Source organism: Chromobacterium phragmitis (assembly GCF_003325475.1).
Taxonomy (GTDB): domain Bacteria; phylum Pseudomonadota; class Gammaproteobacteria; order Burkholderiales; family Chromobacteriaceae; genus Chromobacterium; species Chromobacterium phragmitis.
Map to the genome: position 1 here is coordinate 3,329,184 of NZ_CP029495.1, position 20,790 is coordinate 3,349,973.

Sequence of the window (20,790 nt, forward strand, 5' to 3'; positions counted from 1 at the left end):
ATGGACAAGCTGATCTACACCGCGATGAGCGGAGCGGGGCGGATGCTGCGCGCGCAGCAGATCCACGCCAATAACCTGGCCAACGCCGAAACCGGGGGCTTTCGCGCCGATGTCGACACCGCCGTCAGCCAGGAAGTGCCCGGCTACGGCTACGACGCCCGCTTGCTGAGCCTGAACGCGGCCACCGCCTTGTCCGACCGTAACGGCGTGGTGGTGGAAACCGGCCGCGATCTGGACATCGCGTTGCAGGGCGATGGCTTCATCGCCGTGGCCGCGCCGGATGGCGGAGAGGCCTACACCCGCGCCGGCAACATGGTGGTGGGCGCCGACGGCGCGCTGAGCGTCAACGGCCACCCGGTGCTGGGCGACGGCGGCGCCATCCGTCTGCCCGAGGGTTTTCTCAAGGCGAGCGTGGCGCCGGATGGCACCCTTTCCGTGCTGAATCCGGATGACGCCGAGATGCAACCGGTGGACAAGCTGAAGCTGGTGAAGGCAGACGCGCGCGAAGTGGGCAAGCGGCCGGACGGCTTGATCGCCTCGCGCCAGGGCGGCCCGCTTCCCGCGGACGACAGCGTTCGCGTGCAGAGCGGCCATCTGGAGCGCAGCAATGTATCCGCGGTGGAGGAAATGGTGGCAACCATGACGCTCAACCGCAATTTCGAAATGCAGATGAAACTGTTCAACGCCGCCAGCGACATGAACGAGGCGGGCAACCGCCTGGTGCGCGGCTGATAGGGGAGCTCGATGAATCCGGCACTGTGGATCAGCAAAACCGGCATCCAGGCGCAGGACGCGCGCCTGACCGCCATCGCCAACAATCTGGCCAACGTCAACACCACCGGCTTCAAGCGCGACCGGATGATGTTCGAAGACCTGTTCTACCAGGTGGAAAAGCAACCTGGCAGCAAGGTGGACGACAACAACGCCTCGCCGTCCGGTGTGCAGATGGGCAACGGCACCCGCTTGGTGGGCAGCCAGAAGGTGTTCACCGAGGGCAACATCACCACCACCAATCAAAGCCTGGATCTGGCCATCATCGGCCAGGGCTTTTTCCAGGTGAAGATGGGCAACGGAGAAACCGGCTACACTCGCGCCGGCCAACTGAGCCTGAACAAGGATGGCGTGTTGGTGACCGCTCAGGGGCTGCCGCTGGAGCCGGAGATCCGCATTCCGGCGGAGGCTTCCAAGATAGCGATCAGCGAAACCGGCGAAGTGGCGGTGACGCGCGGCGACGGCGCCTCGCCGGAAACGGTGGACCGCATCCAGCTGGCCAACTTCATCAATCCGGCCGGTCTGCTGGCGCTGGGCGACAACCTGTTCCAGAAGACCGACGCCAGCGGCGAGGCCAGCGCCAACGCGCCCGGCAGCGGCGCATTGGGCAAGCTGAAGCAGGGCAGCCTGGAGGGCTCCAATGTGCAGGTGGTGGAAGAAATGGTGGATATGATCGCCGCGCAGCGCACTTACGAGATGAACACCAAGGTGCTGTCCGCCGCCGACAACATGCTGCAGCAACTGGGCCAGTCGGTGCGATGAGGAGAGTTCTTCCGCTCGCGCTCTGCGCGTTGTCTCTGGCCGGCTGCGCGCAGTTCCAGCCGCCGCCGGTCGAGCCGGACCCATTGCCGGACCTGGTGTGGCAGCAGAACGCGCAGCCGCAGGGTGGGGGCGTGTTCACGCCCGGCGGCGCGCTGTCGCTGACCTCGGACAACCGCGCTTACCGTCCGGGGGACATCCTGACCGTGGTGCTGGAGGAAACCACCCAGGCCAGCAAGCAGGCAGGCACCAGTTTCGGCAAGAAGTCGGGCGCCAAGGTGGCGCCGTCGCTGATCGGCAACACCACTTTCAACGCGCAGCTGGGCATCGACGCCAATCGCGACTTCAACGGTTCGTCCAGCTCCACTCAGCAGAACGCGCTGTCCGGCGCGCTGACCGTAGTGGTGCACAAGGTGCTGCCCAACGGCATGCTGCAGGTCAAGGGCGAGAAGCGGCTGACGCTGAACCAGGGCGAGGAGATGGTCCGCCTGGCCGGCTATGTGCGGGTGGAGGACATCGACACCGACAACCGCGTGTCCTCGCTGCGCATCGCCAACGCCCGCATCGGCTATTCCGGCAGCGGCGCGCTGGCCGACGCCAACAGCCCGGGCTGGCTGATGCGCTTCTTCACCAGTCCGCTGATGCCTTTCTAAGGTTTTTCATGAGATTCCAATCAATACGAAGCCTGATCGCCGCCGCCGCCCTGGCGGCGTCGTCGCTGCCGGCGCTGGCGCAGCCGCTGCGCCAGCTGGTCAATGTGGAAGGCATACGCGACAACCAGCTGATAGGCTACGGCATCGTGGTGGGCCTGGACGGCACCGGCGACAATTCCCAGGTGAAGTTCTCCGGCCAGTCCGTGGCCAACATGCTCAAGCAATTCGGCCTGAAGATGCCGGAAAAGACCGACACCCGGGTCAAGAACGTGGCCGCGGTGATGGTCAGCGCCAGCCTGCCGCCGGGTTACAGCCGGGGCCAGACCATAGACGTGACGGTGTCGTCGCTGGGCGACGCCAAGAGTCTGCGCGGCGGCACGCTGCTGCTGACCCAGCTGAAGGCGGCCAACGGCGAGATTTACGCGCTGGCGCAAGGCAGCGTGGTGATCGGCGGCCTGTCCGCCCAGGGCAAGAGCGGCTCCAGCGTCACCGTCAATACGCCGACGGCGGGCCGCATTCCCAACGGCGCGTCGATCGAGCGCGAGATTCCCAGTGATTTCGAGCAGGGCGACACCATCCGCCTGAGCCTGCGCCGTCCCAGCTTCGAGACCGCCACCAATGTGGTGCGCGCCATCAACCGCAGCTACGGCAAGATCGCCGGCACCCGCAACGCCACCACCATCGAGGTGAGGGCGCCGAATGATCCCACCGAACGCGTCGCCTTCGTCGCCCGGCTGGAAAAGCTGAACGTGGACGTGGGGGCGGAAATCCCGCGCGTGGTGTTCAATTCGCGCACCGGCACGGTGGTGATCAGCGAAGGCGTCACCGTGCGCCCGGCGGCGGTATCGCACGGCAGTCTGCGGGTGGTGATCTCGGAATCGTCCCAGGTCAGCCAGCCCGGCCCGTTCAGCAACGGCACCACCAAGGTGGTGCCCGATTCCCGGGTGCAGGTGGAGCAGGGCCAGGGCCGGATGTTCAAGTGGCCGGCCGGCGCCAGCCTGCGCGCCATCATCGATACGGTCAACCGCACCGGCGCCACGCCGGACGACGTGATGGCGATATTGCAGGCGCTGGACCAGGCCGGCGCGATAGACGGCGAATTGGTGGTGATTTAAGGAGGCGGCATGCTGAACAACGATTTGCAGAACTCGTCAGCCGGAGCGGGCGGCGACGCTCCGGTGGCGGCGGCCAGTCCGGAGTACCGCAAGAAGGCGGAAAAGGCGGCGGAAATGTTCGAAGCCCAGTTCGTGCGCGAGATGTTCAAGCAAATGCGCAAGACCACCCGGGAGGTGGCGGGCGAGGACAGCATTTTCGCCAACTCTGTGAACGCCGACATGCTGGATATCGCCGACGGCGCGCTGGCCGACCAGTTGGCCAGCCAGCGCACCTTCGGCATCGCCAAGGTCATTTTGGCGCAGCTGCTGCCGGGAAATGGGAATATTCCCGTTAAGGATGCGGACGCCGCCGTCGCCAGTCTGAAGCAGGGCCGGGATGCCGGCCAGGGCCTGGCGGCCTTCGCCCCGGCCATGTTTCCCCTCACCAAGTGATGACAGCCAATCATGCGCATGATCAATAACGCGCTGTCCGGCGCCCAGGCGGCGCAGGTCGCGCTGAATACCGCCAGCCAGAACATCGCCAATCTGCAGACGCCCGGCTATTCCCGCCAAGGCGTGGTGCTGGCCACCCAGGCGCCGGGCGCCGGCGATCCCACCAGCGCCGGCTATGGCGTCAACGTCAGCGCGGTGCGCCGCTTCAGCGACGATTACAAGAACTTGCTGCAATGGCAGGCCGGTTCCAATGTCGGGGCGATGTCGGCCTCGCGGCCGTATTTCAGCCAGCTGGAGCAGGTGATGGGCAGCAAGGGCAGCAGCCTGTCCGAGGGCTTCGACCAATTCTTCGCCGCGCTCAACGCCGCCAGCCTGGACTCCAACACCATGCGCGACCAGGTGATTCGTTCGGCGGGCGCGCTGGCGCAGCGCTTCAACAACCTGGACGGCGTGCTGAGCTCGCAGCTGGCCGCCATTTCCGAGCAGCGCAACGCCACGCTGACGCAAATCAACAGCGCTACGGCCAATCTGGCGACGCTGAATGAGAAGCTGATGTCGGCCAAGGCGCAGGGCATCAATACCTCCGGGCTGGAGGACGAGCGCGACCGCCAGATCGACGCGCTGTCCTCGCTGATCGAGGTGAGGGTGGTGGCGCAGCCGGACGGCAGCAAATCCGTATCCTTGAAGAACGGCCTGCCGCTGGTGGCCGGCGACAGCGCCGCCACCTTGAGCAGCGAGGCCCAGCCTGATGGCAGCCAGCAACTGAAGCTCGTTTTCGGCACCGAGAAATACGCGATGCCGGGCGGCGATCTTGGCGGCCAGCTGGGCGGCCTCAACCAGTTCGAGACCGAGAACCTGCGGCCAGTCCAGGCTCAGGTCCGCACCTTGGCCGGCGAACTGGCCACCCGGATCAACGACCAGTTGGCCAAGGGCTACGACATGAATGGCCAGCCGGGCAAGCCGCTGTTCGTCTACGACGCCGGCGCGGCGCACGGCTTGCTGCAAAGCACGGGCATCCTCTCCGCCGAGCTGGGTTTCTCCAGCGATCCGGCCAAGCCCGGCAACAACGACAACCTGCGCGAAGTGCTGAAGGTCAAGCAGCAAGCCTTCCCGCTGGCCGGCGTAGGCAATGTGACGCTGGGCGACGCCTACTCGCAGATGATCGGCCACCTCGCCATCTCCAGCCAGCAGAACAAGGCAGGCCTCGATACCGCCAATGTGATCCGCGCCGAGGCGGAAAAGAGCTGGCAGAGCACCTCGGGCGTGCAGCGCGACGAGGAGGCGGTCAATCTGATCGAATTCCAGAAGATGTACCAGGCCAACATGAAGGTGATCTCGGTGGCCAACCAGCTATTCGAAAGCACCCTGGCCATCCTGTAAGGACTAGCATGCGTATCTCCAGCAACCAGTATCAATCCGTCGTGCTGCTGGCCATGCAGAACAGCAGTTCCGGCATGTCCGAGCTTTTGCAGAAGATGTCCAGCAACCAGAGCATGTTGGCGGCCTCGGACAACCCCATCGCCAGCGTGCGCCTGCTGCGCCTGCAGCGCGAGGAGGCGTCTCTGGCGCAGTTCAAGGACAATATCGGCGCCCTCAAGTCGCAGCTGACCAAGAACGAAACGTTGCTGAGCGGCATCAGCGCCAATATGCGCGACGCGCGCGACATCCTGGTGGCGGCCGCCAACCAGCCGCCGAGCGACGATCTGAAAGCGATGGCTTCGCCGTTGGCCAGCCTGCGCGACAGCATCCTGTACGCGGCCAACACCAAGGACAGCGAAGGCCGCTACATGTTTTCCGGCAGCGCCGTCAATAGCGCCGCCATCGCCTATGACGCGAGCAAGCCGGCCGGCAGCCGCTACAGCTACAACGGCAACGGCGACCGCCAGCTGGTGACGGTGGGCGAGGGCGTGACCCAGGCGTCCAATGTCACGCTGGAGTCGATGGCGCCGCTGTTGAACCACCTGGACAAGGCGATAGAGACGCTGCAAAGCCCGACGCTGGACAGCAAGGACCCGGCGGTGGGCGCCGCCATCCGCGAGGTGATGAATGGCGTGGACACGGCCCTGGATCGCGTCGGCGGCACCATTTCCGAACTGGGCGGCGCCCAGAACGTGCTGAAGACGCTGGACGGCAACCACGAAAGCCTGAGCCTGGCCAACCAGCAGAGCATCATGGAGCTGGGCGATCTGGACTACGGCTCGGCCTTCATCAGCCTGAACAATTTCTCCATGGCGCTGCAGGCCAGCCAGAAAGCCTATGGCAAGGTAAGCCAGCTGACCTTGTTCGATGTGATTTAAGCCATGTCCACCACTTTCAGCGGCATCAATCAGACTAGCGGCGACAAGCGCTGGAGCAAGGACGGCGCGGCTGTCGCGCCTGCCAGCGCGCGCGCGTCGTCGCCGGCAAGCCGTCCCGCGCCGGAGAGCCCTAGGCCATCTGCCGGCGCCGCCAGCGGCTGGCGTTACAGCACGCAGCTCAACGAGCAACTGAGCGCCGCGCAATGCGCGCTGGGCTATGTCGACGATATGCTGCGGCAATTGGAAAGTTTCAAAAGCAGCCTCAGCCAGCAATTGGCCCAGCGCCGGCTGGACAGCGCGGACCTCAAGCAGCAGCAAGGAGAGCTGGCGCGGAGCTGGCAGCGTCGGCAAGCGGACAGCGCGGGCAGCCTGGACAGCCAGCTGCGTTTGTCGCTGGGGGCTCCCGCCAGGCAGAATTTCACCGCGCAGGGTCTGGATCTGGACAGCCTGACCGGCGGCCAGCCTGAGACTCTGGTGTTCGCCCTGGATGGCCAGGCCGCGCCCGCATCGGTGCGGGTCGGGGACGGCATCAGCCGCGAAGCGGCGCTGCGCAGGCTGAATCAGGCGCTGGGTCCGCTGGGCGTGCGCTGCGAACTGGACGACCGAGGCCGGCTGGGTTTCAGCTGCGGCGAGCAGCAATGGGACAAGCTGCGGAGCAGCCTGACCGTGCGCGGCGGCGGCGTGCGGTTTCCCGGCGGCATGCCCCAGCCTTTGCCGGTTCAGGCGGAGCCGCCGGCATTGGACGTTAGCCGGTGGCAACTGGACGATCACGCCCAGGTGCGGCAGGCGCTGCAAGGGGCGGTGCGTTCCATCGCCCAGCTGCAGCAAACCCGGGCGGCGATCGGCAACGCGATCGCCGAGGCTCGGCAATCCATCAGCCAACTGACCCGTACCGACGAGCAGAGCTGGGCTGACGGTTTCGTCAGCGATTTCAACGCCCGCCTCAATCAAACCGCCGACTTCAACCATCTGCAGCAACTGGTGCCGGCTGTGCTGGGCATCAGCCGCTACCGGGTGATCTCGCTGCTTTCGCTTCGTTGACGGAGAGGCGCTCGCATTGAAAAAGGCTGCCGAAAGGCAGCCTTTTTCACGCCGACGCATCGTTATAGGTCAGTATTCCATACTTATTGCCAGTTTCTGGTTTGCGCTGCCTCCCGCTTGAATGTCGATGCATTTTGCATGATTCGAGCCGGGTTTTCCGGCCGTCAACGAGAGGAGTGCCAAGCCATGTGCGGAATTGCAGGATGGGTGAGTTTCGAGCGCGATCTGCGGGAACAGCGCGCGATCGCGGAGGCGATGACGGAAACCATGGCCTTGCGCGGGCCGGACGCCGGGGGGCTTTGGCTGGACCAGCATGTCGCGCTGGGGCACAGGCGCTTGTCCATCATCGACCTGGAGGGCGGCAGCCAGCCCATGGCCGCCGAGCGCGACGGGCGGAGCGTAGCCTGCCTGGTCTACACCGGCGAGGTGTACAACTTTCGCGAGCTGCGGGCAGAGCTGCAGGGCCTGGGCCATGCCTTCCGCACCCGCAGCGACACCGAGGTGGTGCTGCATGCCTATCTGCAGTGGGGAGAGGCCATGGTGGACAGGCTGAACGGCATGTATGCGTTCGCCATCTGGGACACGCGAGAGGAACGGCTGCTGCTGGTGCGCGACCGCATGGGCGTGAAGCCGCTGTATTACTACCCGCTGCCGGATGGCGCGCTGTTCGGCTCCGAGCCCAAAGCCATCCTGGCGCATCCGCAAGCCAAGCGCCGCGTGACGGCAGACGGCCTGCGCGAAATGCTGGACCTGGTGAAGACGCCGGAAGCGGCCGTGTTCGCCGGCATGCATGAGGTGCGGCCGGGCCAGGCGGTGAGCGTGGACCGCCGAGGTCTGCGCAAACGCCGTTACTGGCAACTGGAGGCGCGCGAGCACGCGGACGATTTGCCCGCCACCATACGCAGGGTGCGCGAACTGCTGGACGACATCGTCGAACGCCAGATCGTCGCCGACGTGCCGCTGTGCTCGCTGTTGTCCGGGGGCCTGGATTCATCCGCCATCACCGCGCTGGCCGCGATCAGCATGCGGCGGCAGGGCAAGGGCGCGGTGCGTTCGTTCTCGGTGGACTTCGTCAAGCATGGAACGGATTTCGAGGCGGATTTCCTGCGCGGCTCGCCGGACGCGCCCTTCGTGCGCGACCTGGCGGCGCACGCCGGCACCGAGCATCGCGAGATCCTGCTGCAAAGCCGCGAGCTGGCCGATCCGGCGCTGCGCGCGGCAGTGCTGGGCGCGCAGGATCTGCCGCCGGCCTATTGGGGCGACATGCTGCCCTCGCTGTACAAGCTGTTCGAGGCGATCCGCGCCCAGTCCACCGTGGCCTTGTCCGGGGAGTCGGCGGACGAGCTGTTCGGCGGCTATCGCTGGTTCCACGACGACTCCGCCATCGCGGCCGACACCTTCCCCTGGCTGGCCGGGACCTCTGGATCGTTTTTCGACGGCCGGTCCCTGCTGGCGCCGGAGCTGCTGAACCGGCTGGACATGGCCGGCTTCCGTCGGGATAGCTACGCCCAGGCCTTGGCCGAGACGCCCAGGCTGGCTTCGGACACGCCCAAGGAAAGGCGCATGCGCGAGATCAGCCACATGCACCTGACGCGCTTGGTGCAGGCCTTGCTGGACCGCAAGGACAGGATGAGCATGGCGGTGGGGCTGGAGGTGCGGGTGCCGTTCTGCGACCACCGGCTGGTGGAGTACGTGTTCAACGCGCCGTGGAGCATGAAGCACTTCGACGGCCGCGAAAAGAGCCTGCTGCGCGCGGCCTGCCGCGACGCGCTGCCGGAGTCCATCCTTCAGCGCGTCAAGAGCCCGTATCCGGCGACGCAGGACCCTGCGTATGAAAAGGCCCTGCGCGAAGGGCTGATCCGGGTGCTGGACGATGCGCGTTCGCCGGCCTTGCCGCTGCTGGACAAGACGGCGGCGTGGAAGCTGTTGGATCGGCCCTTCGGCAAGACCAGCGCGCCTCCCGAGCGAGCCGGCCTGGAAATGGCGCTGGGCCTGGACGAGTGGCTGCGCCATCACCAGGCGGCGCTGGACTTGTAAGCGGGCTCAGCGGGGCGGCCGCACCGGTCGCCCTTGTATCGGGGTGGACAGGATGATGGCGGTTCGCGTTTCGCCAAGATCGTTCAACTGCGCCACCAGCATTTCCAAATGAGACACGTCGCGCGCCAGCAGCCGGAATACGTAGGAATCGACGCCGGTCACGTGATGGCACTCCATCACTTCCGGCATCGCCTCCAGCCTCGCGAGCAGAGTCTTCTTGTCCGGTTGCGGCACGGTGATGCCCACCAGGGCCGACAGCGCGTAGCCGGCGCGCAACGGCGCCACCCGCGCATGGTAGCCCTGGATCACGCCGGCCTCCTCCAGCCGCTTCACCCGCTCCGACGTCGCCGGCACCGACAGGCCCACGGTCTGAGCCAACTCGGTCAGCGACTGCCGGGCATTGGCCTGCAAGGCGGTCAAGATCGCCCAGGACTTGGCGTCAACTTCCATTCATAAGCTCTTTTCTCGATTTGCTCGTTTTTCTGAAGGTTAGCATGGCTGCCAGCCGAAAAAACGGCATGTCCCTGGCCGCGCGAGGCAGGCAGACTGTGATCATGGAAATCAGAGGGGGCAATCATGTTCTGGCAAGCGATGGGAATCGGTCTGGCGATAGCGGCGCCGGTGGGGCCGATAGGTTTGCTGTGCATCAGCCGGACTTTGCGCGGCGGGCCGCGGCTGGGTCTGGCCACGGGCTTGGGCGCGGCCAGCGCCGACGGTTTGTACGCGCTGGCAGGCGTGTGCGGCGGCAGCGCGCTATTGGCCTTCGCCGGCGTTTTGGCCAAGCCGCTGGCCTGGGCGGGCTGTTTGCTGCTGGCCTGGCTGGGGTGGAGCGCGCTGCGGGGCGCCGCCGCCGGCGATGTCCCGGCGGATGGGGAAGACCGCCTGGGCCGGGCGTATCTCGGCACGCTGGCGCTGACGCTGAGCAACCCGATGACCATCGCCTCCTTCGCCGCCGTGGCGGCGGGGTTGTCCGGCGGCGCGCCGCTCGCCGCGGCGGGGCAGGCTCAGGTGGTGCTGGGCGTGTTCTGCGGTTCCGCACTGTGGTGGCTGCTGCTGGCCTATGGCGGAGGCGCGCTGCTGTCGCGTCTCGGGGCGGGAGGCCGGAGAGGCGTCAATGCCGCTTGCGGCGCGCTGTTGCTGGCGCTGGCGGCGGCGCTGGCATGGAAGGCGGCTGTCGGCTGAGCAAACGCGGCCGGCCGCGGAGGCGCGGCCGGCGATCCGTTTACAGCTTGAAGTGGCCGACCAACTGCTCCAGGCCATTGGCCAGTTCGCGCAGCTGGCTCACCGCGGCGCTGACTTCCCGCACCACGACATTATTGCTTTGGGCCATGCTGCTGATGCGCTCCACGTTCTGCGCGATCTCCAGGCTGGCGCTGGACTGCTCGCGGGTGGCGTCGGCGATGTCGACGATGCTGGTCACCAGCTGTCCGTTGTAGTCCTGGACTTCGCGCATCGCCTGATTGGCTTCCGCCGCGATGCCGACGCTGACATCCACCTGCTGGCTGCTGTGGCGCACGTCGCTGACCGCTTGCCTGGTTTCGCTGTCTATCGCCTCCACGATGCGGGTGATCTGCACCGTGGCTTCCGCGGTGCGTCCGGCCAGATTGCGCACTTCATCGGCCACCACGGCGAAGCCGCGTCCCAGTTCGCCGGCGCGCGCAGCCTCGATGGCGGCGTTCAACGCCAGCAGGTTGGTCTGGTCGGCGATATCCTTGATCACGCCGACGATGGTGGTCACCTCGCTGGAGCGCTCGCCCAGCCCATTCATCCTCTCTGCCAGCGCGTGCATGCTGTCGGTCATGCGCTGAATCTCGCCGGTTACGCGGTTGACCTTGGCCACGCTCTGTTCGGTCAGCGTTCCGGTCTGGCGGGCGATGTCGCCGGCTTGCTGGGCGGTGCCGGCGATATGCTGCGCTCCGACTGTCACTTGCTCCACGCTGGCTGCGCTGGCGGTGGCGGCGTCCGACTGCTGCGCCGACGCGTCATGCACCTGGCCGGCGGAGTGGCTGAGCTGGACGGCGGCGGCGGATACCTGGCGGCTTTGGTCGCGCACGCGGACGAACATGTCGCGCAGGCTGTCCAGCAGACGGTTGAAAGCGTCGGCGGTGCGGCCTATCTCGTCGCGGTTGGCGATGTTTATCCGCACGGTCAGGTCGCCTCCGCCGCTGGCGAGCTGTTCCATGGTGTCGGCCAGCCGGTTCAGCGGGCGGGTCTGGCTGCGTATCGCCGCGGCGAGCAACAGCAGGATCAGCGCCAGCGCCACCAGGCCGATGGCGATGGCGCTGAGCATGGCCTTGCGCGCGTCCGCCGTGAGCGCGGTGGTGGGAATGCTGATGCCCAGCGACCAGAATTGCCCGGTTTCGCCTATCCGGATCGGATGGAAAAAGTGGGTGAAGCCGCCGCTCTCGTAGACGAAGTCCTCGCCCTTCTTGACATCGGCGAGGTGGGGGAACAGCGGGTCCTCCTTGGGCACGGGCTTGCCCAATTGCTCGGCTTGCGGGCTGACGACATAGAGTCCGCCTTCGGAGACGATGCGGATGAAGCCGGTTTCGTCAGGATGAATCTGGCCGAAGCGTTTTTGCAACTGGTCCAGCGCCACGTCGGTGGCGGATACGCCCAGCATTTTGCCGGCGGCGTCCTTGATCACGACGGCCAGCGAGCTTTCCAGCACCATTTTGCCTTGCACTTCATAGGGGAAGGGCTCGGTGATGGTGTCGCGGCCGCGCTGCTTGGGCACGTAGTAGAAATCGCCCCAGCCCGGCTTTTCGTAATCGGGCTGATAGGTCTCCGGATGCTCTTTGAACTTGGGGAAGTCCTTGATGCGGTCGGCCGACATCATGACATCCATCTGCGCCTTGCCCTGTGCGTTGCGGGTGATGTAGGGCTGGTAGCGGCCTGTGGGGTCGTGGCGCGGCCAGTCGAAGCGGAAGGCGTTATCGTCGCCATCTAATGCGTTGGGCTCCCATAGCATCCACAAGCCAATCGATTGCGGCGCATGGTCCAGCATTTCCAGGATGATGTTGTCGGTCTGCTTGCGGTCCGGCTTGCCGACGCGCTTGACGCCCATCACCGAGTCGGCGAGATGGCGCGGCAGCAGGAAACCCTGCGACAGCAGGTTTTCGGCATCCTTGGCATAGCTGACCGCCTGCTCGGAGGACAGTTGATAGCCGGTATCCAGCGCTGAAGTGTAATTGAGGCGGGCGATCAGCGCGATCATCGCCGCGAAAGCCAGGGAGATGGCGGCGGCGGCCACCAGCGTGATGCGGGTACTCAGGCGTCCCCATTTCGCGTGCGCTTGACTCATGACGGTTTCCTGCGTGGGTAGCGGGTATGGCTCAGGCAGACTAAGTAAAATTTCTTAGTTGAATTGAATATAACGGGTAGAGATCGATACAGGCAATGCGATTGTGCGTATGTCGATACGCAGGAATGGAGGCAATGCCGGGACCGGCGGAAAGCTTGAGCAGGGTAGCCGGGTCACAGATAAGGCCGCAACCGGGCCAAATCCTGGAGCAGGACGGGAGCGTTACCCCGGATGGTGTTCCATATCATGCGCTGGTCAAGCTGGCGATAATCGTGGACCAACTTGCACCTGAGCTTGTTGGCATGGCTGAACTGTCGAACAAGGCCGGGAGCATGCCGCGAAATCTGCGGGGTGGCCAAGCGCGCCAAGTCCTTGGCCGCCTCTCCCAGGATCACGAATGGGTAGCAGCAACTATCCCGCAGCATCCCATTCGCCAGATACGAGGCGAGGTTGGCGCCCTGGGTATATTGAAGGACGCGTCTGCAACGCATCCAGCATGTGCTGGCATCGTTCGGCCGGCGTGGGCATGCGGCTAGATTTCCTGGGCGATTTCCAGCAGTTGCCGGCGTTCCTGTCCGCTGAGTCCGTTCTCGCTGATCAGCTGCACGCTGACGCCCAGCTGCTGCGCCAGCCGCTCCTCCATCTCGAACATGTCGAAGTACGACGTGTCCGGCGCGGGGGAGATCAGCAACACCACTTCCGCGTCGCCGGCGCACACTTCCGGCACGTAGCGCAGATGATGCGGATGAAAGGGCTTGAGCGCGTGATTGATCAGGCTCTTGTGTTCGCGGATGAATTGAAGGTCATGCATGCGTTTCTCCCCGGATGAACGGGCGGATCCCGAATATCTGCATTAGGGGAATGCGGCTCGACTCAGTATGTGCCGCTTGAACGGGGTGAGCAAGATGTGATTGAAAATCAATGGTTTCAGGCGAGGTTTGCCGCAGCATCTTGTGGCCGTTCAGGCGGCGGAGAGGCAGGTCGTGTGTGGGGTTGCGGCAACAATGCCGGCCTCCTGGCTTCAGGCTGGCGCGCCGGCATCGCTGCGCGGCAGATGCATTTGCAAAAGTTGTTCCAGCTGGGAAAAGCTGAACGGCTTTTCCAGCTTGCCGGCGAGAAGCTCGCCGCGCGTGTCGCTGAATTCCTGGCGGAACGCGGTCATGCCGATGATGGGCGTACTCCGGTTAGGGCCGAAGCGACGCGCAGCCTCCGCCACTTCATAGCCGCTGGCCGAGCCGACCTGCAGGTCCAGCAGCAAGATGTCGAAGCGATGGCGAACCACTTGGGCGGCGGCCTCGTCGACAGTGGAGAAGCTGGCCACGCTGTAGCCGTTTTCCTGCAGCAGAGCGCTGTAGGACTCGCGTATCGGCTCATCGTCGTCCAGCAGCATGATGCGCCGCTGGCCGCTGCAGGCTGCTTCGAGGTCTTCCGGCAGCGTCGCTTCCTGAACCGGCAATCGGAGCGTGAAAACACTGCCTTGGCCTTCAAGGCTGTCCACCTCGATTTGCCCGCCGAACAGGGTGACCAGCTCGTGGACGATGGCAAGGCCCAGCCCGCTGCTTCCTGGACGACGGGTTTTGCCGCGGGTAAAGGGGCGGAATAGCTGAACCCGGATGTCTTCGGCTATGCCTACGCCGGTATCCGCCACCCGCATGAGCAGGCTGCGGGGCTCGTATTCCACTTCCAGACGAATCTGCCCATGATCGGTGTAGCGAATGGCATTGGACAGGAGATTCCAGACGATCTGGCGCAGGCGGTTGCCGTCCAGCCACAACAGCGGCATCGGCGAGACCGACACCTTGAGTCCCAGCCCCTTGGCTTCGGCGTTGCCGCGATGCACCGAGACCACGCAAGCGATCAGTTCCGCGATGTCGGTTGTCGAGGCCTCCAGCGCCAATTGGTGGTTTTTCAGCGCCGATATGTCCATGATGTCCCGTACTTGAGCGAGCAGGTAGGCGTTGCTCTGTTTGAGTCGGACCAGGTAGCCGTAGCCGGGGTTGTCCGGCGGAATGCTGTATTCCAGCAGCTCGGTGCAGGTTTGTATGCTTTGCAGCGGCGAACGGATCTCGTGGCTGATGGTGGCGAGGAAGGTATCGCGAGCCAGCTCGGTTTGCACCAGTGCGGCTCTGGCGGCTTGCTCTCGCTCCAGAATCTGTTGCTGTTGCTGCGAATGGCGGCGGATTTCCGCCAGGCGATGCAGCACGAACCAGAAGATGCCCAAGAATACCAGCCAGCTCATCAGGCCCAGCAGATACATGGTCTGGTGTCTTTCCACCATCCGCAGTTGCTGCACCACCATGCTGTTCTCCTCGTAGCGGGCCTGCACGCCGTAATCGGCCAGCAGAGGGCGCAGCATTTCCATTTCGCGCGACAGTTCCAGCGCGTCCTGCTGCGACCACTGGCGCGGCGGATGCTCGAAGATCCGGAGCAGTTGGGCTTTGACTTCGGGAAAGTCCTCGATCCGCTCCAGTTCGGCATTGGCTGCGGACGGCGCGATGAACAGCTGATATTTGCTGTAGGCGATGGCGTAGCTTCTGTCGGTTTCCTCGCGCGGGATCTGCCCGGCCCGATAACGCCAAGCATCCATTTCCAGGCGGTTGAACGACAGCTGCATCTGGGCCACCATCCAGTACAGGTCCGACGCCTTATTGGTGATGGGGCGTTTGATCACTGCGCCGTACAGCGTGCAGGAGATGATCACGGTCGCGGCCAGGGCCAAGGCCAGAAAAGCGCGCTCCAGGCCGCCCACGCTGCTGAATACCTGGCGGAGGTAGCGAGTCATTTGACCTCGATGCGGGTGACTTGCCAGGCAAGCTTGGCGATGAAGATGCCGCTGGTCTCCGAGGTGGACATGGATGGCAGAGGGTACATCACCCAGAACGGGCCGAAGGAGTTGAGTTGCAGCGGCTTGTTGTTCCAGGTGCGCGCCAGAATGGCGTCGTACTTGCTGAAGTCGCTGGCGGGAATGGTGACGTTGTAATTGTCCTCGCCGAGGAACTTGATCCTTGTGCCGCGCGCGCCCACCTTGGCCAGCAAGTCTCGCAACAGGGGGCCGCGGAACGTGCCCTTGGGCGTCCAGTCCGTCGCGGTGGTGATCTCACGCATCGGCAGCTTATCGAGCTCCGCCTCGCTGAAGACGTAGCTGCGTTTGGCGGGGTCGTTGAATCGGTCTATGTTGCCGCTGATGGTCAGCGTGGCGCCTGCGGCCTGGGCCGCTCCTGTCAGCGACAAACCGCCTGCCAGCAGCAGGACGGCTGCGCGGGCGCGTAGAGAGGGGCGAGCGGTTGGATTCATTTCTGCCTGCTGTTTATTGCCTGACTGGGGGCCGAGAAGGAGGCGATGCCGAAATTGGCCGCCAATTATGTATTTGATCTAGTTTGCCGCAAGGACCGCACGCCTGCCTTAGTTCGAAAGGACAGGTGTGGATAGTTTGCGGCCGCCCAATCGACGCATCCCGCGAGCGAGTTCAGAACTTGAGCGCGTTCTGTTCCTCGCCGGCGAGGAGGGAGGAGGGGTCGCCGACGATAAGCGGGTCCGGCGCGTGGGCGACCCGCAAATCCTTCCCCGGATAGTCAAGATGAGACAGGAAATGGCGGATGCAGTTGAGGCGCGCCCGTTTCTTGTCGTCGGATTTCACGACTGTCCATGGCGCGTCGCCGGTATGGGTGTGGAAGAACATCGCCTGTTTGGCCGAAGTGTAGCCATCCCATTTGTCCAGCGACTGTATGTCTATCGGCGACAGCTTCCAGTGCTTGAGCGGATCGTCGCGGCGCGAGATGAAGCGCCGCAGCTGCTCTTCCCGGCTGACGGAGAACCAGAACTTGAACAGGCGGATGCCGCTGTTGACCAGCATGCGCTCCAGTTGCGGCGTCTGGCGCATGAACTCCAGATATTCGTGCGGCGAGCAGAAGCCCATCACTCGTTCCACGCCGGCCCGGTTGTACCAGGAGCGGTCGAAGAACACGATCTCGCCGGCGCTGGGCAGGTGGGCGATGTAGCGCTGGAAATACCATTGGCCGCGCTCCAGGTCGGACGGCTTTTCCAGCGCCACCACGCGCGCGCCGCGCGGGTTCAGGTGTTCCATGTAGCGCTTGATGGTGCCGCCCTTGCCGGCGGCGTCGCGCCCTTCGAACAGGATGACGATTTTCTGCCCGGTTTCCTTGACCCAGTTCTGCACTTTCAATAGCTCGATCTGCAGCTCTTGCTTCAGCCGCTCGTACTCGGCTCGGCGCATCCGGGCGCGGTAGGGATAGTCGGTGGGGAGCTCCGCGCTGGCGCTGTCCTCGTCGCTGCCGTGCGGAGCCAGCGCCACCTGCAGCGCCATCGGCTGCTGGCTGGTCTGCTCGATGACCAGCACCGATTCGTCATGCGCGCGTTGGACATTGCGCTGGCGCGCGGACTGGCGGCGGGGTTTGGCCGGCGCCGCCGGGGCATCGATTTCCGCGGGCGCGGCGGGGAGGTCTTTATCTTGCGTCATGGCGACACGCTTCCATGATTATGACGTGGTTTTATCCTACGCCGACTGGGCTGGCGTGTCGATAGCGTGAGCCGGCGCCAGCATGCCGCCGGTTTGCGGCGGGTGTCGCCGCGGCGGCGAATCGCCATCGGGGCCGGCTTGTTCCTATGATTAGACAAATCGCATGTTTCGCGTTTCGGCCCGCCTGGCCGCACCCTGTCAATGAAAGCGCCACATGTCCGCGATTGTGTTTCGTCCCCGCCTGCTAGACACCTTGCGCGGCTACAACCGCGCCCTGCTGCGCGCCGACCTGATGGCCGGCGTCACCGTCGGCATTGTCGCCTTGCCGCTGGCCATGGCTTTCGCCATCGCCAGCGGCGTGCCGCCGCAGGCAGGCATTTTCACCTCAGTCATCGCCGGCGCGCTGGCGGCCATGCTGGGCGGCACCCGGTTGTGCGTCACCGGCCCCACTGGCGCCTTCATCGTCATCCTGTACGGCATTGTCAGCAAGTACGGCGTGGCCAATCTGCTGATCTGCACCTTCATGGCAGGGGCGATGCTGGTCCTGATGGGCGTGTTCCGGCTGGGACAGGTGATACGCTTCTTTCCGATGCCGCTGATCACCGGCTTCACCAACGGCATCGCGGTGCTGATTTTCCTCACTCAGCTCAAGGATTTTTTCGGTCTGCCCATCGTCAAGATGCCGTCCGGCTTCTTCGCGGTGATGGCGGCTTTGCGCGAGCACTTCGCCGGCCTGCACTGGCCCACCGCGCTCCTGTCGTCGGCGCTGCTGCTGCTGATTCTGCTGTGGCCCAAGCGGCTCAACCGCATCGTGCCGTCGCCGTTCGCGGCGCTGGTGCTGGCGACGCTGGCTGTCGTCCTGTTCGACCTGCCGGTGGCGACGCTGGGCAGCCGCTTCGGCGGCATCCCCCAAGGCCTGCCGTCGCCTTCGGGGCTGGACCTGAGTCCTGCCCACCTGTCCGACCTGCTGGCGCCGGCCTTTACCATCGCCTTGCTGGGAGCGGTGGAGTCCTTGCTGTGCGCGGTGGTGGTGGACAGCCTCACCGCCGACCGCCACGACGCCAACCAGGAGTTGATAGGCCAGGGCATCGCCAATATGGTGGTGCCGTTTTTCGGCGGGATTCCCGCCACCGGCGCGGTGGTGCGCTCGGTCACCAATATCGGCAACGGCGCGCGTACGCCGCTGGCGGCGATTTTCCACGCTGCGTTGCTGCTGCTGGTGCTGCTGCTGGCCGCGCCGCTGGCGTCCCATGTGCCGCTGGCTGCGCTGGCGGCCATCCTGGTGGCGGTGGCGCTGAAAATGGGCGATTGGGACATCCGCAAGGCGCGGCAGTTTCCGCCGCACGATACCTTGATTCTGGCCGTGACCTTCGCGCTGACGGTGATGTTCGACCTGACCGTGGCGGTGGAGATCGGGCTGTTGCTGGCGGCGGTGTTCTTCATTCGCAGCATGGCCAGCCATACTGGCATCCATAAGTTGTCGCCGGAGCATGCCCAGTTGTTCGAGCGCCACAGCATCGCCGGCAAGAGCGTGCCGGACGGCTGCGCCGCGTTTCGCGTCGAGGGCGCGCTGTTTTTCGGTGCGGCGGACAGCGTGGATGTCATCCAGAAGGAAGCGCCGCGCGCGCGCGCGGTGATTCTGCAGCTGCACCGGCTGGTGTTGCTCGATACCACCGGCCTGTTGGCGCTTGAGGCCTTGCGCTCGCGGCTGGCCGAACAGGGCAAGACGTTGATCCTGTGCGGCGCGGCTGACGAAGTGATGGACATGCTGGAGGGCTCGCGGCTGATGGCCAGACTGGGCGAGGATAATTTGCAGCCGGACTTGGTCAGCGCGCTGCGGCGCGCGGAGCGGGTGCTGACCGAGGGCGTGGTGTGGGCTTGAGCGCCCGCCGGAAGGCGGGCGCAGGCGGCTCAGCGCGCGCGCTTTTGCTTGCGCATTTTCAGCCAGCGCACCAGCGCGTGGCCGACGGCCAGCGGCGACAGCGGCACCAGGGCCAATAAGCCGTCTCCCTGGCGATAGCCGGGATTGACGCTGAGGAAGAAGCGGTCGGACGGCTTGGTGGAGTTTTGCCAGAACTGCTGATCGTCTTTGTTCTCGCGGGTGAGGATGCCCAGGTTGGCGATGAATGGCCGGTCCGGCGACACCGGGGTGATATTGAAGCTGGCGAACAGCTCGTAAGCTTTGGCCGCCAGAGGATGGCGCTCGTCCTGGCCGGGGGCGGGCCAGAAGTGGTGGGAGAAACGATGCAGCACCGCATAGCTGGACGGATGCAGCATCAAGCCGAAGAAATACAAGGGCCGCAGCGGATGCTGCAGCCAATGGAACATCACCTGGCGCATCAGGAAGGTGATGTTGCTGTTCTTGCCGCGGAACGCCTTGTACAGGCCGGACTGGGCGCGCAGCACGCTGCAAGTGCGGCCGCCGATCTGCCGGCGGAAGCGGTGCATGGTGCAATAGCCGACCAGGCGGCCATTTTCGTCCCGATGCAGCAGCAGGCTGCTGCGTTCTGCGGGCGGAGCCATGACCAGATTGGTGAAAGTGGCGAGATCCGTGCCGGCGAAGATGGCGTCGTGAACTTGAAACAGTTCCTCGGCCAACTGCGCCTTGGCTGAAGCGGACATCCTGGCGGGGTCCAGTTGAATCGATTGAGCGATGCGTGCCATTTTGCGCCTCTTTGTGCATTGCAGCAGAGAAATGGCGGCATCTTAGAAATTGGGTCGAATAGTCGCTACTGTACTTTATCACTATGCAATTGACATTTTATTTTAATCAATAAAATGCTTTTTTTATTCAACCCTTTACAAGACGAGAGATTGGCTCGCGAAAAGATCAACTGTTCTGTTCGGACAGGTAGCGGGCGGAGCTGAAGGGCAACCGCCGCCGTCAATAGCCTTGCGCGCGCTCCACCCGGCCTTCCGCTTGCAGGCCGGCGGCCAGCTTGCGCAGGTTGCCGACGATCTGCTCCACCGCCTGCTGCCGCAAGGTGATCGCGGCGACATGCGGGGTGATGGTGACGGAGGGATGGTGCCAAAGCGGGTGGCCATGCGGCAGCGGCTCTTCCGCGAACACGTCCAGCTGCGCGCAGCGGATATGGCCGTTGTTGAGCAGGGCCAGCAGGGCGTCCTGGTCCAGCAGGTCGCCGCGTCCGGCATTGATCAGCATGGAGCCGGGCTGCATCAGCGATAGCCTCGCGCCGTTCAGCAAGCCCTGGGTTTGCGGCGTGGAAGGCAGCACGCTGGCGATCACGTCGCTGGTCTCGAGCAGCTTTTCCAGGCCGGCTTCGCCATGCAGGCTGTGCACGTGGTGGATGTGCTTGGGACCGCGGCTCCAGCCGCTGACCGGGTAGCCGTCCCGCGCTAGCGCCTTGGCCACCGCCGAGCCGATCTCTCCCAGCCCCAGTATGCCGACGCGGACGTCTTCCGGCAGCCGGGGAGCCAGCATCCGCCACTGTCCCGTCGCCTGTTGCCGCCGATAGACGTCCATATTGCGCTGGTAGCCCAGCACGCCGTAGCGGATGTACTCGGTCATCTGGTTGGCCATGCCGCTGTCCAGCAGCCGATAGAGCGGCAGGTTCACCGGCAAATCCTGTCTCGACAGCAGCTTGTCCACGCCGGCACCCAGCGCGAACATCGCTTGGAGCCGCGGCAGGCGGGCGATGATGCCGTCGGGGAGTCCCCAGGCGATCAGATAACGCACTTCGTCGGGGGTGGCTTGCTCCAGGCTGACGAAGGCCTGCTCAGGCATGGCGGCCTGAAACAATTCTAGGTAGGCGGAAACTTCCTTGGGGCTGGGCGTGTGTACGAGGATCATGGCGGGACAGTTCGTTGGGTTTATGCCTTCAGTATACATCGGTGTCCGGTTGATAAAGCCTTGCGATATGCCTGAGTGCGAAGGCGGAGGAGC

The 20,790-nt window shown here is 64.7% G+C and carries 20 protein-coding genes; 11 read left to right on the top strand and 9 right to left on the bottom strand.

Annotated features, from left to right (window positions below; all coding sequences use genetic code 11):
• The 9 genes from DK842_RS15775 (at position 1) to asnB (ending at position 9,105) form a co-directional block, all read left to right on the top strand.
• Positions 1 to 732, top strand: a complete 732-nt coding sequence (locus DK842_RS15775; RefSeq protein ID WP_114062297.1) for a flagellar basal body rod protein FlgF — start codon at positions 1 to 3, stop codon at positions 730 to 732.
• 12 nt (positions 733 to 744) lie between these two features.
• Positions 745 to 1,533: a flagellar basal-body rod protein FlgG gene (gene flgG, locus DK842_RS15780; RefSeq protein WP_114062298.1), complete on the top strand. Its 789-nt coding sequence runs from the start codon at positions 745 to 747 to the stop codon at positions 1,531 to 1,533.
• Positions 1,530 to 2,183: a flagellar basal body L-ring protein FlgH gene (flgH, locus tag DK842_RS15785; RefSeq protein WP_114062299.1), complete on the top strand. Its 654-nt coding sequence runs from the start codon at positions 1,530 to 1,532 to the stop codon at positions 2,181 to 2,183. Before flgG ends, flgH begins: the two co-directional genes overlap by 4 nt.
• Before the next feature lie 8 nt (positions 2,184 to 2,191).
• The gene (locus DK842_RS15790; protein WP_114062300.1) at positions 2,192 to 3,298 is read left to right on the top strand and encodes a flagellar basal body P-ring protein FlgI; all 1,107 of its coding nucleotides are present in this window, start codon (positions 2,192 to 2,194) and stop codon (positions 3,296 to 3,298) included.
• A gap of 9 nt (positions 3,299 to 3,307) precedes the next feature.
• A complete protein-coding gene (locus DK842_RS15795; protein WP_114062301.1) occupies positions 3,308 to 3,730 on the top strand; it encodes a rod-binding protein in 423 nt (140 codons plus the stop codon).
• Between the two features lie 12 nt (positions 3,731 to 3,742).
• Positions 3,743 to 5,110: a flagellar hook-associated protein FlgK gene (gene flgK / locus DK842_RS15800; RefSeq protein ID WP_114062302.1), complete on the top strand. Its 1,368-nt coding sequence runs from the start codon at positions 3,743 to 3,745 to the stop codon at positions 5,108 to 5,110.
• A gap of 8 nt (positions 5,111 to 5,118) precedes the next feature.
• On the top strand, positions 5,119 to 6,027 hold the full coding sequence (gene flgL, locus DK842_RS15805) for a flagellar hook-associated protein FlgL (RefSeq protein WP_114062303.1): 909 nt from the start codon (positions 5,119 to 5,121) through the stop codon (positions 6,025 to 6,027).
• Between the two features lie 3 nt (positions 6,028 to 6,030).
• Positions 6,031 to 7,068, top strand: coding sequence for a hypothetical protein (locus tag DK842_RS15810; protein WP_114062304.1), 1,038 nt, complete (start codon positions 6,031 to 6,033; stop codon positions 7,066 to 7,068).
• A 186-nt stretch (positions 7,069 to 7,254) separates the two neighbouring features.
• Positions 7,255 to 9,105, top strand: a complete 1,851-nt coding sequence (gene asnB / locus DK842_RS15815; RefSeq protein ID WP_114062305.1) for an asparagine synthase (glutamine-hydrolyzing) — start codon at positions 7,255 to 7,257, stop codon at positions 9,103 to 9,105.
• A 6-nt stretch (positions 9,106 to 9,111) separates the two neighbouring features.
• Here asnB and DK842_RS15820 read toward each other — a convergent pair whose 3' ends face one another.
• Positions 9,112 to 9,555: an Lrp/AsnC family transcriptional regulator gene (locus tag DK842_RS15820; RefSeq protein WP_114062306.1), complete on the bottom strand. Its 444-nt coding sequence runs from the start codon at positions 9,553 to 9,555 to the stop codon at positions 9,112 to 9,114.
• Between the two features lie 126 nt (positions 9,556 to 9,681).
• Between DK842_RS15820 and DK842_RS15825 the strand changes: the two genes are divergently transcribed.
• The gene (locus DK842_RS15825) at positions 9,682 to 10,287 is read left to right on the top strand and encodes a LysE/ArgO family amino acid transporter (protein ID WP_114062307.1); all 606 of its coding nucleotides are present in this window, start codon (positions 9,682 to 9,684) and stop codon (positions 10,285 to 10,287) included.
• 40 nt (positions 10,288 to 10,327) lie between these two features.
• Here the strand turns inward: DK842_RS15825 and DK842_RS15830 are convergent, their stop codons facing one another.
• The 6 genes from DK842_RS15830 to ppk2 form a co-directional block, all read right to left on the bottom strand.
• Positions 10,328 to 12,409: a methyl-accepting chemotaxis protein gene (locus tag DK842_RS15830; protein ID WP_114062308.1), complete on the bottom strand. Its 2,082-nt coding sequence runs from the start codon at positions 12,407 to 12,409 to the stop codon at positions 10,328 to 10,330.
• Positions 12,410 to 12,582: 173 nt separating this feature from the next.
• Positions 12,583 to 12,900, bottom strand: a complete 318-nt coding sequence (locus DK842_RS24275) for a HepT-like ribonuclease domain-containing protein (protein ID WP_114062309.1) — start codon at positions 12,898 to 12,900, stop codon at positions 12,583 to 12,585.
• A 41-nt stretch (positions 12,901 to 12,941) separates the two neighbouring features.
• On the bottom strand, positions 12,942 to 13,220 hold the full coding sequence (locus DK842_RS15840; protein ID WP_070981345.1) for a hypothetical protein: 279 nt from the start codon (positions 13,218 to 13,220) through the stop codon (positions 12,942 to 12,944).
• A gap of 210 nt (positions 13,221 to 13,430) precedes the next feature.
• A complete protein-coding gene (locus DK842_RS15845) occupies positions 13,431 to 15,191 on the bottom strand; it encodes an ATP-binding response regulator (protein WP_114062310.1) in 1,761 nt (586 codons plus the stop codon).
• Positions 15,188 to 15,703, bottom strand: coding sequence for a molybdopterin-dependent oxidoreductase (locus DK842_RS15850; protein ID WP_114062311.1), 516 nt, complete (start codon positions 15,701 to 15,703; stop codon positions 15,188 to 15,190). The genes DK842_RS15845 and DK842_RS15850 overlap by 4 nt, the downstream gene beginning before the upstream one ends.
• Before the next feature lie 172 nt (positions 15,704 to 15,875).
• Positions 15,876 to 16,733 carry a polyphosphate kinase 2 gene (gene ppk2 / locus DK842_RS15855; protein ID WP_232538684.1) on the bottom strand — a complete coding sequence of 286 codons (858 nt, stop codon included), beginning with the start codon at positions 16,731 to 16,733 and terminating at the stop codon, positions 15,876 to 15,878.
• A 367-nt stretch (positions 16,734 to 17,100) separates the two neighbouring features.
• On the opposite strand from ppk2, the gene DK842_RS15860 reads away from it, so the two are divergent.
• A complete protein-coding gene (locus DK842_RS15860) occupies positions 17,101 to 18,768 on the top strand; it encodes a SulP family inorganic anion transporter (protein WP_114062313.1) in 1,668 nt (555 codons plus the stop codon).
• A gap of 29 nt (positions 18,769 to 18,797) precedes the next feature.
• On the opposite strand, the gene DK842_RS15865 is transcribed toward DK842_RS15860, so the two are convergent.
• Complete coding sequence (locus tag DK842_RS15865) at positions 18,798 to 19,550, bottom strand: hypothetical protein (RefSeq protein WP_114074278.1); 753 nt, start codon at positions 19,548 to 19,550, stop codon at positions 18,798 to 18,800.
• 220 nt (positions 19,551 to 19,770) lie between these two features.
• Positions 19,771 to 20,697 (bottom strand): 2-hydroxyacid dehydrogenase, encoded by a 927-nt coding sequence (locus DK842_RS15870; protein ID WP_114062315.1) that lies wholly within the window; start codon positions 20,695 to 20,697, stop codon positions 19,771 to 19,773.
• Positions 20,698 to 20,790: the final 93 nt, after the last annotated feature.

Excerpts from the sequence above, each read along its gene's own strand:
- DK842_RS15790 (WP_114062300.1), top strand. The coding sequence starts at position 2,192 with ATGAGATTCCAATCAATACGAAGCCTGATCGCCGCCGCCGCCCTGGCG.
- flgL (WP_114062303.1), top strand. The coding sequence starts at position 5,119 with ATGCGTATCTCCAGCAACCAGTATCAATCCGTCGTGCTGCTGGCCATG.
- DK842_RS15830 (WP_114062308.1), bottom strand. The coding sequence starts at position 12,409 with ATGAGTCAAGCGCACGCGAAATGGGGACGCCTGAGTACCCGCATCACG.
- DK842_RS15775 (WP_114062297.1), top strand. The coding sequence starts at position 1 with ATGGACAAGCTGATCTACACCGCGATGAGCGGAGCGGGGCGGATGCTG.
- flgG (WP_114062298.1), top strand. The coding sequence starts at position 745 with ATGAATCCGGCACTGTGGATCAGCAAAACCGGCATCCAGGCGCAGGAC.
- DK842_RS15795 (WP_114062301.1), top strand. The coding sequence starts at position 3,308 with ATGCTGAACAACGATTTGCAGAACTCGTCAGCCGGAGCGGGCGGCGAC.
- DK842_RS15825 (WP_114062307.1), top strand. The coding sequence starts at position 9,682 with ATGTTCTGGCAAGCGATGGGAATCGGTCTGGCGATAGCGGCGCCGGTG.
- DK842_RS15850 (WP_114062311.1), bottom strand. The coding sequence starts at position 15,703 with ATGAATCCAACCGCTCGCCCCTCTCTACGCGCCCGCGCAGCCGTCCTG.
- DK842_RS15845 (WP_114062310.1), bottom strand. The coding sequence starts at position 15,191 with ATGACTCGCTACCTCCGCCAGGTATTCAGCAGCGTGGGCGGCCTGGAG.
- ppk2 (WP_232538684.1), bottom strand. The coding sequence starts at position 16,733 with ATGGCGCTGCAGGTGGCGCTGGCTCCGCACGGCAGCGACGAGGACAGC.
- DK842_RS15870 (WP_114062315.1), bottom strand. The coding sequence starts at position 20,697 with ATGATCCTCGTACACACGCCCAGCCCCAAGGAAGTTTCCGCCTACCTA.
- DK842_RS15860 (WP_114062313.1), top strand. The coding sequence starts at position 17,101 with ATGTCCGCGATTGTGTTTCGTCCCCGCCTGCTAGACACCTTGCGCGGC.
- DK842_RS15865 (WP_114074278.1), bottom strand. The coding sequence starts at position 19,550 with ATGGCACGCATCGCTCAATCGATTCAACTGGACCCCGCCAGGATGTCC.
- asnB (WP_114062305.1), top strand. The coding sequence starts at position 7,255 with ATGTGCGGAATTGCAGGATGGGTGAGTTTCGAGCGCGATCTGCGGGAA.
- flgK (WP_114062302.1), top strand. The coding sequence starts at position 3,743 with ATGCGCATGATCAATAACGCGCTGTCCGGCGCCCAGGCGGCGCAGGTC.
- DK842_RS15840 (WP_070981345.1), bottom strand. The coding sequence starts at position 13,220 with ATGCATGACCTTCAATTCATCCGCGAACACAAGAGCCTGATCAATCAC.
- DK842_RS24275 (WP_114062309.1), bottom strand. The coding sequence starts at position 12,900 with ATGCGTTGCAGACGCGTCCTTCAATATACCCAGGGCGCCAACCTCGCC.
- DK842_RS15810 (WP_114062304.1), top strand. The coding sequence starts at position 6,031 with ATGTCCACCACTTTCAGCGGCATCAATCAGACTAGCGGCGACAAGCGC.
- flgH (WP_114062299.1), top strand. The coding sequence starts at position 1,530 with ATGAGGAGAGTTCTTCCGCTCGCGCTCTGCGCGTTGTCTCTGGCCGGC.
- DK842_RS15820 (WP_114062306.1), bottom strand. The coding sequence starts at position 9,555 with ATGGAAGTTGACGCCAAGTCCTGGGCGATCTTGACCGCCTTGCAGGCC.